Source organism: Bradyrhizobium sp. UFLA05-108, from assembly GCF_059803455.1.
Map to the genome: position 1 here is coordinate 40650 of NZ_JBANAZ010000018.1, position 13045 is coordinate 53694.

General features: G+C 62.8%; 14 protein-coding genes. 7 read left to right on the forward strand and 7 right to left on the reverse strand.

All coding sequences use genetic code 11. The annotated features are described in order from the left end of the window. Positions 1 to 128 precede the first annotated feature (128 nt). Positions 129 to 1028 carry an RNA polymerase sigma factor RpoH gene (gene rpoH / locus SO140_RS15460; protein ID WP_449382455.1) on the forward strand — a complete coding sequence of 300 codons (900 nt, stop codon included), beginning with the start codon at positions 129 to 131 and terminating at the stop codon, positions 1026 to 1028. Positions 1029 to 1533: 505 nt separating this feature from the next. Here rpoH and SO140_RS15465 read toward each other — a convergent pair. The 4 genes from SO140_RS15465 to SO140_RS15480 form a co-directional block, all read right to left on the reverse strand. Then, positions 1534 to 2157: a peptidoglycan recognition protein family protein gene (locus SO140_RS15465; RefSeq protein WP_449382456.1), complete on the reverse strand. Its 624-nt coding sequence runs from the start codon at positions 2155 to 2157 to the stop codon at positions 1534 to 1536. A 39-nt stretch (positions 2158 to 2196) separates the two neighbouring features. Continuing rightward, complete coding sequence (locus tag SO140_RS15470; RefSeq protein WP_449382457.1) at positions 2197 to 3417, reverse strand: GGDEF domain-containing protein; 1221 nt, start codon at positions 3415 to 3417, stop codon at positions 2197 to 2199. Between the two features lie 611 nt (positions 3418 to 4028). Then, positions 4029 to 4640, reverse strand: coding sequence for a LysE family translocator (locus SO140_RS15475; protein WP_449382458.1), 612 nt, complete (start codon positions 4638 to 4640; stop codon positions 4029 to 4031). Between the two features lie 53 nt (positions 4641 to 4693). After that, positions 4694 to 5068 (reverse strand): response regulator, encoded by a 375-nt coding sequence (locus tag SO140_RS15480; RefSeq protein ID WP_498542769.1) that lies wholly within the window; start codon positions 5066 to 5068, stop codon positions 4694 to 4696. A gap of 127 nt (positions 5069 to 5195) precedes the next feature. On the opposite strand from SO140_RS15480, the gene SO140_RS15485 reads away from it, so the two are divergent. After that, positions 5196 to 6026: an SDR family NAD(P)-dependent oxidoreductase gene (locus SO140_RS15485; RefSeq protein WP_474801768.1), complete on the forward strand. Its 831-nt coding sequence runs from the start codon at positions 5196 to 5198 to the stop codon at positions 6024 to 6026. A 274-nt stretch (positions 6027 to 6300) separates the two neighbouring features. On the opposite strand, the gene SO140_RS15490 is transcribed toward SO140_RS15485, so the two are convergent. Then, entirely contained in the window at positions 6301 to 7107 is an 807-nt protein-coding gene (locus SO140_RS15490) for a lytic murein transglycosylase (protein WP_449382461.1), read from the reverse strand. Positions 7108 to 7226: 119 nt separating this feature from the next. On the opposite strand from SO140_RS15490, the gene SO140_RS15495 reads away from it, so the two are divergent. From SO140_RS15495 to SO140_RS15505, 3 genes are all read left to right on the forward strand, one after another. Then, on the forward strand, positions 7227 to 8081 hold the full coding sequence (locus SO140_RS15495) for an OmpA family protein (RefSeq protein ID WP_498542770.1): 855 nt from the start codon (positions 7227 to 7229) through the stop codon (positions 8079 to 8081). Positions 8082 to 8224: 143 nt separating this feature from the next. After that, complete coding sequence (locus SO140_RS15500; protein ID WP_474801803.1) at positions 8225 to 8566, forward strand: hypothetical protein; 342 nt, start codon at positions 8225 to 8227, stop codon at positions 8564 to 8566. A 477-nt stretch (positions 8567 to 9043) separates the two neighbouring features. After that, the gene (locus SO140_RS15505; protein ID WP_449382463.1) at positions 9044 to 9280 is read left to right on the forward strand and encodes a hypothetical protein; all 237 of its coding nucleotides are present in this window, start codon (positions 9044 to 9046) and stop codon (positions 9278 to 9280) included. A gap of 18 nt (positions 9281 to 9298) precedes the next feature. Here the strand turns inward: SO140_RS15505 and SO140_RS15510 are convergent, their stop codons facing one another. After that, positions 9299 to 9679, reverse strand: coding sequence for a thiol-disulfide oxidoreductase DCC family protein (locus tag SO140_RS15510; protein WP_474801763.1), 381 nt, complete (start codon positions 9677 to 9679; stop codon positions 9299 to 9301). Between SO140_RS15510 and SO140_RS15515 the strand changes: the two genes are divergently transcribed. Together SO140_RS15515 and SO140_RS15520 are read left to right on the forward strand one after the other, a co-directional pair. Beyond that, complete coding sequence (locus SO140_RS15515; RefSeq protein WP_449382465.1) at positions 9660 to 9881, forward strand: hypothetical protein; 222 nt, start codon at positions 9660 to 9662, stop codon at positions 9879 to 9881. The two genes, SO140_RS15510 and SO140_RS15515, sit on opposite strands and share 20 nt — an antisense overlap. A gap of 114 nt (positions 9882 to 9995) precedes the next feature. Then, a complete protein-coding gene (locus SO140_RS15520; RefSeq protein ID WP_474801760.1) occupies positions 9996 to 10409 on the forward strand; it encodes an alpha/beta hydrolase family protein in 414 nt (137 codons plus the stop codon). Positions 10410 to 10665: 256 nt separating this feature from the next. Here SO140_RS15520 and rpoD read toward each other — a convergent pair whose 3' ends face one another. Further along, on the reverse strand, positions 10666 to 12825 hold the full coding sequence (gene rpoD / locus SO140_RS15525) for an RNA polymerase sigma factor RpoD (RefSeq protein ID WP_498542771.1): 2160 nt from the start codon (positions 12823 to 12825) through the stop codon (positions 10666 to 10668). Positions 12826 to 13045: the final 220 nt, after the last annotated feature.

The following is a 13045-nucleotide window of genomic DNA, read 5'->3' on the forward strand; positions in this document are numbered from 1 at the left end:
CCCGATGAGGTATATTGCGCCTGCGTTGAAAGATCGACGCGGAACATCGCAGCTCGACTGGCTTTAACCAAGCGGTCGTCTGCCTGGCCCGCCGCTATCGGGGGCCTGAACCTTTGGAGGGCGCAAGTATGGCCCGTGCAGCTACGTTGCCGGTTCTGAATGGAGAATCCGGCCTTTCCCGTTACCTCGCCGAGATCCGCAAATTCCCCATGCTGGAACCCCAGCAGGAGTACATGCTCGCCAAGCGTTGGCGCGAGCATGACGATCGGGACGCGGCGCATCAACTCGTCACCAGCCACCTCCGCCTCGTGGCCAAGATTGCCATGGGCTATCGCGGCTACGGCCTGCCGATCTCCGAGGTTGTCTCGGAAGGCAATGTCGGCCTGATGCAGGCGGTGAAGCGATTCGAGCCCGAAAAGGGTTTTCGTCTCGCCACCTACGCCATGTGGTGGATCAAGGCGTCGATTCAAGAGTACATCCTGCGTTCCTGGTCGCTCGTGAAGATGGGCACCACCGCGAACCAGAAGAAGCTGTTCTTCAACCTGCGCAAGGCGAAGAGCAAGATCTCGGCTCTGGACGAGGGTGATCTGCACCCCGACCAGGTGAAGCTGATCGCGAGCCGCCTCGGCGTCACCGATCAGGACGTCATCGACATGAACCGCCGCCTCGGCGGCGACGCGTCGCTGAACGCACCGATCCGCGACGACGGTGAGGCCGGCGAATGGCAGGACTGGCTGGTCGATACCTCGCCCAACCAGGAAGCCTTGATGGCCGAACACGAGGAATACGATCATCGCCGTGACGCCTTGAACGGCGCCATGGGCGTGCTCAACCCGCGTGAACGCCGCATCTTCGAGGCGCGGCGCCTTGCGGACGAGCCGATGACGCTGGAAGACCTCGCGGCCGAGTTCGGCGTCTCGCGCGAGCGCGTCCGCCAGATCGAGGTCCGCGCCTTCGAGAAGGTGCAGGCCGCGGTCAAGGGCACCATCGCGAAGCAGGAACAAGCAGCGCTGGAAGCCGCGCACTAAGCGCGAGACTTTCCGGCGCCAGAAATTGGCGGATCGAAGAGACCTAAAAGCCGGCGGCAACGCCGGCTTTTTTGTGTGTGGTGGAACGCGACCAATCTCGCGGTGTCATGCCCAGGTTTGACCGGGGCATCCAGTACGCCGCGGCCGCCGCGGCTTGTCGATTCAATCACGACCGTCTCGGAGTACTGGATCGCCCGGTCGAGCCGGGCGATGACGGCGGTGATTGTGGTTAGTAAAATGCCTGGAAATACTCCGCGAGCGAGTCCACCTCGCCCGGCGTCGCCAGTTGCACTGGCGCCGCCTAGTACGCTCGACCATGCGTCCATCGCGGCTATTTGCGCGACAGGTCAAACTCTTCGGTGCGCTCAGCGGCTCCCCACCGGCGACGGCCGGGCTACTTTGCATGGGGTTGTTTTCGACATTTTGGTCCGGACCCGCCCGCCGGGCCATCAAGCCAGGCGATGATGGCGTTACTTGCGCTCAACAAAACGCGCGAAGCTGGTCCCTATTCGCCCCACTCCCTCGCCAGGGTCGCGAGCCGGCAGCCTTCGCAGTAGCGGGCGTCCTTGAAGTCGATCCAGTTGTGCGCATAGACGTGGTCGAGCGGGATGGCGTAGCGTGCCCGCAGGACGGCCACGAGGATGCGCCATGCCGCAACCTGCGCCTCGGTCGGCCCCCTCGTCACATCCGGAAAATTGCCGGCGAACTCGACACCGATCGAGTTGTCGCGCACGACCCGATGGTAAGTCGCGGAGTTGTCGATGAAGGTGTTGTCGTTGCGATTGGCGCCATCGCCATGGGTCGGAACGAGGTTCTCAGGGACGGCCCAATAGACCGTTCCGTCGGTCTCGACCCATATCGTGACGCCGCGCCGCGTCGGGTTCTTCGATTGCGCAAGGGCACCCATGCGGGCCGATCCCGCAGGCCCCTCGGTCTGGTGCACGATGATGTTGTGCCAAGCATGGGCTGCCGCGACGTCGCCCCAGGGCGCGAGCCAGACCATGTTCAGGCCGGGAATCGTCGGCGTGCCCGACGAGCGCGCCAGTCTGGCAAGGTCGGGGTCGGTTGCGGCGGCCGGAGCCAGCAGTGCAAGCGCGGCGAGCAGCGCCGCGAGAAAGCGGGAAAGCATGAGGCGGGGCGGTCCGTTGCGTCTCCAGCCTAACATGCGTCAGGCGAATTTGCGTGCCGCTTCCGTTAGCAGCTGCAGCGCATCCGGCTGGAGCGGTGGCGCTGGATCGTAGATCGCGAAATCGTTCTTGCCGCTTTTCTTGGCGGCATAGAGCGCATGATCGGCGTTCGCCATCAGCCGGTCGGGAAATTGACCGATGCCGCGCTCCCACTGCGCGATGCCGATCGAGACCGCGATCGGAATCTCGCCTCCTGCGCAGGTCTCGGCATCCCTGCGGCAAACGTCCAGCACGCGGCGGGCAATCAGCGCGCCCTCGGTCTGCGTCGAGGACGGCAGCACGATACAGAACTCGTCGCCACCGGTGCGGGCGAGCATGTCGCCAGGCCTGAGGCGCGTCTGCGCCATCAAGGTGAAATGCTGCAGGCAGGCATCGCCCGCAGCATGTCCATGGGTGTCGTTGATGGCCTTGAAGCCGTCGAGATCGATGACCAGCAGCGAGAACGGCTTGCCGCTGCGCTCCGAGCGGGCACACTCTTCGGTGAGGCGCTGCAACAGGTGCCGCCGGTTGGCGACACCCGTGAGATCGTCGAGTAGCGCGAGATCGGCGACCTCGTTGCGCAGGCGCTCGATTGCCATCAACAGGCAGCCGAAATTCCAGGCCATCGCCAGGAATACCAGCACCAGGATCAACGCGGCCTGCAATCCGTTGAAATTGATCGCGGTGATGGCGCCGCCGAAGCCGAGCAGCGCGGCAACGGAGCGGATCAGATGCGCAGACAGCAGCATGAAGGCGACGATCGCGGCGAGCCGCGCGCCGGGATTTTCCCGGCCATCCTGCTTGCCGAGGAGAAGCGGCAGCACCATCACGATCGGCGTCGATTGTCCCAATGAATAAATCAGGACACGCGCGGGCATGTAGTCGATCACGACAAGGAATCCGGCGAGGCCGGCCGTGGTCAGCAGCGAGATCCCGATCGCCGTGCGCCAGGCCACCGGCTTGTTGTAGAATCGCGCCACGCCCATGCAGGCGAGCCAGGACGAGAAGATCATCAGCCCGCCGCCGGCAATCAACGGAAAGCGCGGATCCATCACGCCGCGCAGCATGGTGATGCCGGCACCGACCGCCGCGAGCACCGCGGCCGCCGTCCAGAACCGTGCCGCCTCGAACTTGGGATAGGCGTTGGCCACGTAGGCCCAGATGAGGCCCAGCGCCAGGAAATTGATGACGATGACGATCCAGAGTGTCGACACGCTCAGCATGGCGACTGCGAGACACGTGTCGTCTCGCCCTCTCCGTTTGGCAGCCGTCCGTCCATGACCATCCCCGTCTTGTTACGGAGGACAATGCGCGCGGCGCGCTTAACGGAGTCTCACCGCGATCTGCGAAAGCGCGCCCTTGGTTTTGGATTGATGAACGCCGCGCGCGTTGGCGGATCGTTAGCCATGCCGTGCGGGCATCTGGCGGACGGTTGCAGGCGGATTCGCGGACGGAAATCACCTATAAGAGCGTTTGAGCTGTGGATAACGTAATGACAGCGGCGTGACAGCGCGGGGCAGGCGCCCGCGAATCTGCTGAGTTTGGCGTCGAGGATGTTGCGAGGCTGGCCCTCCGCCGAGCATCCCTCGTGTCGCGTTCCACCATTAACCCTTGAGAGGATACTATGGCTAAGAAAGCGAAGAAGGCGAAGAAGGCGAAGAAGGCCAAGAAGGCGAAGAAGAAGTAACGCTACTTCTTGTTCTGCCCGGGTGGAGCCTCGCTCCGCCCGGGCATCAGATCGGACGAGACGAAAAACAGCGGGCACAAGGCCCGCTTTTTCATTGGCTAAGCGTCGGCTGCTTCGCTCCCTTCTCCCTAAGGAAAGGCGAAGCGCCTACCGCTCCGCGAACGCCAGTCTCGCGCCGAGCACAGAAAAACCGGCGGCAAAACTGCGGCGGAGCCAGGCCATCACACGAGGGCGGGAAATGACGCGCTCGCGGACGGAGGCGGCAAACAGGCCGTAGACCACGAACACGGCAAAGGTCATCGCCATGAAGACCCCGCTCAATTCCAGCATCCGCGCCAGCACATGCGCCTCATCAGCAGCAATGAACTGCGGCAGGAAAGCGAGGAAGAAGATCGAGAGCTTCGGATTGAGGATGTTGATCAAAAAGCCGGTGACAATCACCCGCCAGCTCGAACGCTCCTTGATCCGCCCCTCCACCGCCAGCGCCCCGGTTTCGCGCAGAGCCTGCCAGGACATGTAGAGCAGATAGACGACCCCGCACCATTTCAGCGTCGCAAAGGCGAGCGCGCTGGTGTGAAGCACGGCGGCGAGCCCAAGCATCGCCGCCGTCATATGCGGCACGATGCCGAGCGTGCAGCCGAAGGCAGCAGCGACGCTCGCCCGCGAGCCGCGTGTCAGGGCCGCAGCCAGCGTGTAGAGCACGCCGGTGCCAGGCGAAGCGACCACGATCAGGGATGTGAGCAGGAAGGGCCAGGTCATGGCCCGACCTTATCACCGCGGCTGACGGTGACAATACGACGCCTGAACGGCCGTCAGGAGAGCTGGGCGATCTCGGCCTCGCGCAGCACGTCGAGCGGTGCCCAGGGCTTCGCCCAGAACTTTGCACCATCCGGCAAGGGCTGCGTCAGCGGACGTCCGGAGGTGACGACGACGTCCAGTCCCGGGTTGCGTTCCTTCGCGATGTGGGCAAGCTCGACCCCGTCTGTGCGGCCGGCGAGCTGCACGTCGGTCATCAGGAAACACAGCGTACCCGCCGCCACGTCGAGAACGTGCCGGGCATCTTCGCCGCTTGCGCACTGGATGACGTGATAGCCGCTCTCTTCCAAGAGAAGGCTGAGCATCTCGCGCTGCATGGCATCATCCTCGACAATCAGCGCCACTGCACGAAATGGCCGGGCCTGTCCCATAGGCTGCTCCTGATATTGCTGGTCATGGGCCTAAGTATCGTAGGTTAAAAGAGGAACCGCGAATTGGTTCGGCTCCGGACCAAATATTGTAAGTAGTGTTCCCTTCTTTGAACCCATGGAGCCCACCATGACTGCGATCCGCGGTGCCGCCGCCATCACGGGAGCTGCGAGCGGCATTGGCCGCGCGCTAGCGATCGAGCTCTGCGAGCGCGGCTGCGATCTCGCGCTTGCTGACCGCGACGAGGCCGGACTGAAGGCGCTGGCCGCCGAGATCGGCGGCATAAGCAAGATCAGCGTGCATCGCGTCGATGTCGCAGAGCCGAGCGAGATCGCGCTGTTTGCAATCGAGGCGGTCGCGGCGCACCCCGAGCTCAACATCCTCGTCAACAATGCCGGCGTCGCGCTGCTGGGCTCGTTCGAGGAGATCGACCAGGCGCAGATGGAGTGGCTGTTCAACATCAATTTCTGGGGCGTGGTGCACGGCACGCGCGCCTTCCTGCCGCATCTGAAGGCAAGACCGGAGGCACATATCGTCAATCTGTCCTCCAGCTTCGGCATCATCGCCCCGCCGGGACAATCGGCCTATGCGGCAGCGAAGTTCGCGGTGCGCGGCTTTTCGGAGAGCCTACGCCATGAGCTTGAGGTCGCGGGGAGCCCAGTGAAGCTGTCGGTGGTGCACCCCGGCGGCATCGCCACCAATATCGTACGCAATTCGCGCACCGGCGTTGGCGTCACCGACAATACCCGCCGCGCGCAGTCGATCGAGTGGTTCGAGAATGCCGCGAAGACGACACCGAAAGCCGCCGCGCTGCGGATCATCAGGGGCATCGAGCGCAACGAGCGGCGCATCCTGATCGGCAACGACGCCCGCTTCATGGATCTCCTGCAACGCTTCCGGCCGGGGACGTATTGGAAGCCGTTGCAACGAAGGCTGGAGAAGATGGCGCAGGGGAAGTGAGCGAGTGGCGCGACGATAGTGCCACACGCACCATTGTCATTCCCCGCGAAAGCGGGGAATCCAGTACGCCGCGGCTTCGCCGTATCAGTCACCGCTCTGGAATACTGGATCGCCCGCCTTCGCGGGCGATGACAGTTAATCTCGTGGATGTCGCTTGCCACAAGGTTGTCATTGCGAGGAGCAAAGCGACAAAGCAATCCAGACTAACTCCGCGGAAAGAATCTGGATTGCTTCGCTGCGCTCACAATGATGGTGGTTGAGGCTAGCTGCGCCCTCACTGCCCCATCAGCCGATCGGCAAAATAGCCGATGGTCTTGCGATAGATCAGCGCCCTGTTCCACTCGCGCATGGCTTCGAAATTGGCGGTGCCTTCGCCATAGGGCTGGCCCATCTTGAAGCCGTTGGTGTGCAACAGGTTGGCGGTCGAGGCGAGCACGTCGGCGGCGCTGTGGCGGAGGTCGACGCGACCGTCGCCGTCGAAATCGACGCCGTACTTGATATAGGACGACGGCAGGAACTGCGTCTGCCCGATCTCGCCGGCATAGGCCCCGATCAGATCGCGCAGCGGCAGGTCGCCGCGCTGCACGATCTTGAGCGCAGCGAGCAGTTCGCCCTGGAACAGCTCGGTGCGTCGGCAATCATGTGCGAGAGTTGCGAGCGTGCGGATCACCGGCAGCTTGCCCATATCACCCTTGCCGAAATCACTCTCCAGCCCCCAGATCGCAACAAGGATCTGCCGGGGCACGCCGAATTGCTGCTCGATGCGCGAAAGCAGCGCGGCGTGGCGCTGGAGCAGCGCGCGGCCGCCATTGATGCGTCCGGGACCGACGCGGGTCGAAACATACTGCTCAAAGCTCTTGTTGAATGTGTAGCGCTGGCGCCGGTCGAAGGCGAGCACCGCGCCGTCCTCGGTCACCCCGCCGAAGGCTGCACTGGTCACGCTCGGCGAAACGCCGGCCGCCTGCGCCTCCGATGCCATGCTGGCGACGAAGCTGTTGAAATCGCCGCCGCAGCGAGCGGCCTTAGCCGAACCGCCGGCCACGAGAACAACGGATGCGATGGCCAGGCCCAGTCTCAGCATGTTGAAAGATTCCTCTCATCTTCGCGCGAAGCAGCGCGCGATCATGCCCGGGAACAGGACTTGCGTCAAAGCGGCGCACCAGCTCCGCGCCAGAACCAATCGCGCTGCGGCTGCGACTAATGATGTGTATAAGAGACAGCTATCCCGGCGTCGGCCGGTTCGCAGGCAGTGTGATCACGGGCTATGTAACAAAGGATTTCGACGCGACGCGGATGCAGGCAGCGGCATTCAGGGACGGCCAGCCCACCGACGCGCGGCGGCTGGATGGCCGCGTCGTCCGCATCGCCTACCGCACCAGTCCCGGCCCCTCGATCCTGGAAGTGTCCCGAAATTTCGAAACGCAACTTGCAAAGGCCGGCTTGGAGACCCTGCTCGCCTGCGATACCGATGCCTGCGGCGCCATACCCTTCACGGAAAGCATCGATACGCTGCCGGTCCCGCAGATGTGGGTCGACGGCTTCAACTACCACTATTATGCAGGCCACAAGAGCGACGCCGGCCGCGAGACCTATGCCAGCGTGATCGTCAGCCAGAACAACCAGGAAATTTTCGCACAGCTCACTGTCACAGAGTTGGGGGCAATCGAGAACAAGATGGTGGATGCCGCCGCGATGGCGAAAGGCCTTGGCGAGGCCGGACACATCGCGCTCTACGGCATCTATTTCGATACGGACAAGGCCGTGCTCAAGCCCGAAAGCCGCCCGACGCTGGAGCAGATTGCAAAGCTGCTGACCAGCCAGCCGCAGCTCAACGTGTTCATTGTCGGGCACACCGACAGCCAGGGCGCCTACGACTATAATCTCGATCTGTCACGCCGCCGCGCCGAAGCGGTCGCGGCCGAGCTCGTGAAGAGTTTTCGTATCGCGCAGACCAGGCTGCGCACGGCAGGAGTCGGACTGCTCGCGCCGGTCGGCTCCAACGCGACGGACGCCGGCCGCGCCCTCAATCGCCGGGTGGAGCTGGTGGCGCCATGAAAACCGACCAACTTTCTCGTCATTCCGGGCTTGGCCCTTCGGGTTGCCCCGGAATGACGAGCGCGAAACTCTGCCTCTAACGGCTTGATGCTTCGCGCGCCGGTGCTAACCTCGAACCACCGGTGCAGACAAAGCTGTACGTCATGCCCAACGACCAACAACCTGCTCACCCAACCCGCCCCGCGCTCCTGCGTGCGCCGCTGTTCCGCCTGCTCGCCATCAACCTCGCGATCGGCGCCTGTGCCGCGACGCTGCTTGTCGGCGGGCTGCTGCTCGTCAATCCCGCGCACTTACGTGATCTCATCGTCGCCGACAGTTCGCCGGTCGTCGCGATTCTCCTCCTGCTCGGCTCCTTCCTCGTCACTTTCGGCTCGGCCGCGATGGGGACCGCCATCATGGCGCAAGGACGCAAGGAGAATGACGGCGGCGGCAGCGGCGGAAAGCTGCACCTGGCACCGCAGAAGCTGATCGACGAGGTGCGTTAGCGTGCATACGTAGCCGAATGCACCATTGACGTGCGATGGAACTGATGCAGTTCGCTGCCGCCCTACACAATCGCAGCGAGTTCCAATCGCGGCGTTGTGATCAGCATAGCTCAAGAGGCGAAGTTCGTTCGAATCAAACGTAAAACGCGAATGGCGATTAACTTATGTGGGTTGCACTCACTGCGACATCGCCCTGTCACAATTTTATCTTGCCAACACATCGATCAGGCGATAGAGTTCTATTTTAGGTTGTTGTCCCTGCCAGCCCCGGGCGACGCTGAAGACCAAAAATAAACGGCGGGCTTTCCGGCCCGCCGTTTATTGAGGCTGAGGGCCGCACCAGACCTTACGCGGCGTTTGACGCTTCCATCTTGCAAACAGTTTCGTCGATCGATGGCGCGGCCACGGGCGCCGCGCTCACCGCCTGCAGCCCACAAAGCCATTTGACTATAGCGCGGTGATCGACGACAAGCCGCCATGGCCAAAAAACCCGGAACTAACCCCAAAGGCGAATTCGCCTTCTTCAACGTCGTCTATGAAGACGATTCCCAACGCTCCAACCGCCGCGTGCCTGCCGAATTGCTCAGCGGCCTCGATGGCGACGAACCCGCACGCGGCTTCATCCTAGAGCAGGACCGCGAGATCGCCGAAAAGTCCGGCCGGCCGGCGCTTGAGATCAAGCGGATCGAGCGCGTGGGGGCGAAGAAGAAATAGGCAGACATCGACCGGCGCTCACCAGCGCCCGCACCACTTGTTCCAGGCAAACAGCAGATCGGCAAACCGGTCATAGAAGAACCGCGTGAACGGCAGCGCCACGCGATTGCCGAACAGCGCCGCAAGCCACCTCTCGCCCGGCGTCAACTGCCACAGCGCAATCGCGACATCCGCGCCAACGACGAGCCGGCCGGCTTCATCGGTCGCGTGCAGGCGCCGCCTGATGTCGTCGAGCGAGGCGCCGAAGCGCGCCAGCGCATCGGGCTGTTCATTGATGTCCCTGAACTCGACCGTGCCCGCCCGCACCAGCGCGAGCAGCTTGTTGCGCTGCCAGTCGATGCCGGCATCGCAGACGGGGCAGCGGGTGTTGTACCAGACGGTGAAGTGGGAAGCAGACATTCGCGCCTACCAGGTTAATTGCTCAACATATTCAAACCAACGCTCCAACCGCCGTGTCCCCTCCGAGCTGCTCGGCGGCCTCGACGGCGACGAACCCGCGCGCAGCTTCATCAGGGAGCAGGACCGCGAGATCGCGGAGAAGAGCGGCTGCCCGCCGCTGGAGATCGAGCGGATCGAAAGGGTTGGAGCGAAGAAGAAGTAGGCTTCGGCTCCATCCACGTCATTGCGAGCGCAGCGAAGATTCCATGGGGAGTGGATAGCGACCGGGTCTGAGGCCAGACTGAGGTTGCTGAATCCATTCAACCTGGAGACGACGATGTTGCTCGATCATCCTTCCGACGGACTGGCCGCTATCCGCACGCAGTTTGGCGCAATTTTTGTGTCATTGGAAGCGTTCAATGCAAAGATGTGGCGGGACTCCGGCGATCCTGGATGGCAGCCATGGGATCCCGCAAACCGTGCATGGACTTGGCGGGGTTCGTCCGATCAACTGCTGCCGACAACACCAATCGAAATCGAACGGTTCGATGGCCCACTATTTCTCAGTCACGGTACGGGGGACGCGACTTGGTCCGCAGAGATGACACGCCGACTATGGGAACGATTGAAGCATCACGGTCGGACTCCCGAAGTGCATCTTTACGAGGGAGAGGGGCACGGATTCACCAGCGACGCTGAAAATCAACAAAACGAACGTCTCATTGATTTCTTCGTCCGCCATTTGCGCTAGGGAGCCTGTCCGGCCTCCGCTTCCGACCGCATGTTGAACGTCCGCAACTGCCTCATCTCCGAAGTCGGGCACCGTCCACTCTTTTGTTTTGCCGTTGGAGGAGAAGCGGACATAGTTCGGGCCATCGCCTGGTGAATACAAGCCGCAGCCTGGATTGCTTCGTCGCAAGCGCTCCTCGCAATGACGGGGCGAGAGCCGGGTCAAAGAAAAACGGCGGGCTGTCGGCCCGCCGTTTTCGTTCTGATTGAAACTCGAATCAATTGTCCAAGAAGCTCCGCAGCTTCCTGCTCCTTGACGGGTGCTTCAACTTCCGCAGCGCCTTCGCTTCGATCTGACGAATACGTTCGCGCGTCACGCTGAACTGCTGGCCGACTTCTTCCAGCGTGTGGTCGGTGTTCATGCCGATGCCGAAGCGCATGCGCAGCACGCGCTCTTCGCGCGGCGTGAGCGAGGCGAGCACGCGCGTGGTGGTCTCGCGCAGGTTCGACTGGATCGCGGCGTCGATGGGCAGGATCGCGTTCTTGTCCTCGATGAAATCGCCGAGATGCGAATCCTCTTCGTCGCCGACGGGTGTTTCGAGCGACAAGGGCTCCTTGGCGATCTTGAGGACCTTGCGCACCTTCTCCAAGGGCATGCCGAGCTTCTCGGCAAGCTCTTCCGGGGTCGGCTCGCGGCCGATCTCATTGAGCATCTGGCGCGAGGTGCGCACGATCTTGTTGATCGTCTCGATCATGTGCACGGGGATGCGGATGGTGCGCGCCTGGTCGGCGATCGAGCGGGTGATCGCCTGCCGGATCCACCACGTCGCGTAGGTCGAGAACTTGTAACCGCGGCGATACTCGAACTTGTCGACCGCCTTCATCAGGCCGATGTTGCCTTCCTGGATCAGGTCGAGGAACTGCAGGCCGCGGTTGGTGTACTTCTTCGCAATCGAGATCACGAGGCGGAGGTTGGCTTCCACCATCTCCTTCTTGGCCTGGCGGGCTTCGCGCTCGCCCTTCTGCACGGAGTGCACGATCTTGCGGAATTCGCCGATCTCGAGACCCGTGAGCGCCGCGAGCTGATGTACCTCGTGGCGGAGGTCCTTGATGCGGTCCTTCTCGTGATGGACGAAATTCTTCCAGCCCTTGGCCGAAAGCTTTGAAACCCGGTTGAGCCAGCGCGGATCGAGCTCGGAGCCGGTGTAGTTGCGCAGGAAGTCGTCACGCGCGACGCCGTGGCTGTCGGCAAGACGCATCAGGCGGCCCTCATGCGAGACGAGGCGCTTGTTGATGTCGTAGAGCTGCTCGACGAGTGAATCGATGCGGGCCTGGTTGAGGCGCAGCGACTTCACCTCGACGATGATCTCGTCCTTCAGCTTCCGGTACTTGCGCTCCTGGTGCGGCGAGAGCGACGGGCCGTGCGTCGTGCTCTCGAGCTGGTTCTGGATGTCCTGCTCCTGGAGCTTGCGCAGCTTCTTGTAGTTGTCGGCGATCTTGTCGAAGATCTCGACGACCTTCGGCTTGAGCTCGGCTTCGATTGCCGCGAGCGACATCTGGTTCTCGAACTCGTCGTCCTCGTCCATGTCGGCTTCGGCGGCGGCTTCCGCCGGATCCTTCTCGGCCTCAGTGCCATTGCCGACACCGGGCGCGGGACGGAACGGGGTCGGCGACGGGGGCGCGGCGGGCGGGGCAACATGCGCAGGCGCAGCGGCAGTCGTCACAGCAGCTTCGCCGCCCTCGGCCGGCGCTTCGCCGTTCTCCCCGGCGGGACCGCCGATCATCGCGGTGTTCATGCCGCCCTTGGCATCCGGGCCGGCATAGGTCGCTTCGAGATCGATGATGTCGCGGAGGAAGATCTTGCCTTCGTTGAGCTCGTCGCGCCAGATGATGATGGCCTGGAAGGTCAGCGGGCTTTCGCAGAGGCCAGCGATCATCGCCTCGCGGCCGGCCTCGATGCGTTTTGCAATTGCGATTTCGCCCTCACGCGAGAGCAATTCGACCGTGCCCATCTCGCGCAGATACATGCGCACGGGATCGTCGGTGCGCTCGCCCGGCTCGCTCTTCTTGACCTCGGTGACGGCCTTCTGGGTGACCTCGACGAGCTCGTTGTCGGTCTCGTCCTCGCCGCCCTCGTCCTTGTCCTCCTCGCCTTCGCTGTCGTCGGCTTCGGTGACGTTGATGCCCATGTCCGAGAGCATGGACATGATGTCCTCGATCTGCTCGGGCGAGGTCTGGTCGGACGGCAAGACTTCGTTAAGTTGATCAAAGGTCACGAAGCCGCGCTTCTTGGCCTGCTTGATCATCTTCTTCACTGCCGCGTCGGACAGGTCGAGCAACGGCGAGGGCGCGTCCTGGGAATCCTTCTCCGGAGCGTCCGCTGCCTTGTCGTCCTTTTCCTTGTCCTTCGCCTGCAGCGTCTTTGCCTTGGTGGCCATCCATTGCTCCTAAACGCGCTTCATACAGGCGGCTCGCACGGCGCCTGCCTGAATTCACTTGAACTTGTTTCGACGCTCTCGCTTCGTCAGATCTCGACACGGAAAGGGCGGCGCAAACCTCTATCGCCACCCCAGAACTTCTCTCGCCGGATTTGCCTAACGCTTCGTAAGCACCTTTGTCGCCGGCGAATGCAGGTAGAGTGCCAACAGCGAATGCGCG

Bases quoted from the DNA above. Each gene is read 5' to 3' on its own strand.
- SO140_RS15490 (WP_449382461.1), bottom strand. From the start codon at position 7,107: ATGCTGAGACTGGGCCTGGCCATCGCATCCGTTGTTCTCGTGGCCGGC.
- SO140_RS15495 (WP_498542770.1), top strand. From the start codon at position 7,227: ATGATGTGTATAAGAGACAGCTATCCCGGCGTCGGCCGGTTCGCAGGC.
- SO140_RS15480 (WP_498542769.1), bottom strand. From the start codon at position 5,068: ATGGGACAGGCCCGGCCATTTCGTGCAGTGGCGCTGATTGTCGAGGAT.
- SO140_RS15510 (WP_474801763.1), bottom strand. From the start codon at position 9,679: ATGTCTGCTTCCCACTTCACCGTCTGGTACAACACCCGCTGCCCCGTC.
- SO140_RS15470 (WP_449382457.1), bottom strand. From the start codon at position 3,417: ATGCTGAGCGTGTCGACACTCTGGATCGTCATCGTCATCAATTTCCTG.
- SO140_RS15485 (WP_474801768.1), top strand. From the start codon at position 5,196: ATGACTGCGATCCGCGGTGCCGCCGCCATCACGGGAGCTGCGAGCGGC.
- SO140_RS15520 (WP_474801760.1), top strand. From the start codon at position 9,996: ATGTTGCTCGATCATCCTTCCGACGGACTGGCCGCTATCCGCACGCAG.
- rpoH (WP_449382455.1), top strand. From the start codon at position 129: ATGGCCCGTGCAGCTACGTTGCCGGTTCTGAATGGAGAATCCGGCCTT.
- rpoD (WP_498542771.1), bottom strand. From the start codon at position 12,825: ATGGCCACCAAGGCAAAGACGCTGCAGGCGAAGGACAAGGAAAAGGAC.
- SO140_RS15500 (WP_474801803.1), top strand. From the start codon at position 8,225: ATGCCCAACGACCAACAACCTGCTCACCCAACCCGCCCCGCGCTCCTG.
- SO140_RS15475 (WP_449382458.1), bottom strand. From the start codon at position 4,640: ATGACCTGGCCCTTCCTGCTCACATCCCTGATCGTGGTCGCTTCGCCT.
- SO140_RS15505 (WP_449382463.1), top strand. From the start codon at position 9,044: ATGGCCAAAAAACCCGGAACTAACCCCAAAGGCGAATTCGCCTTCTTC.
- SO140_RS15465 (WP_449382456.1), bottom strand. From the start codon at position 2,157: ATGCTTTCCCGCTTTCTCGCGGCGCTGCTCGCCGCGCTTGCACTGCTG.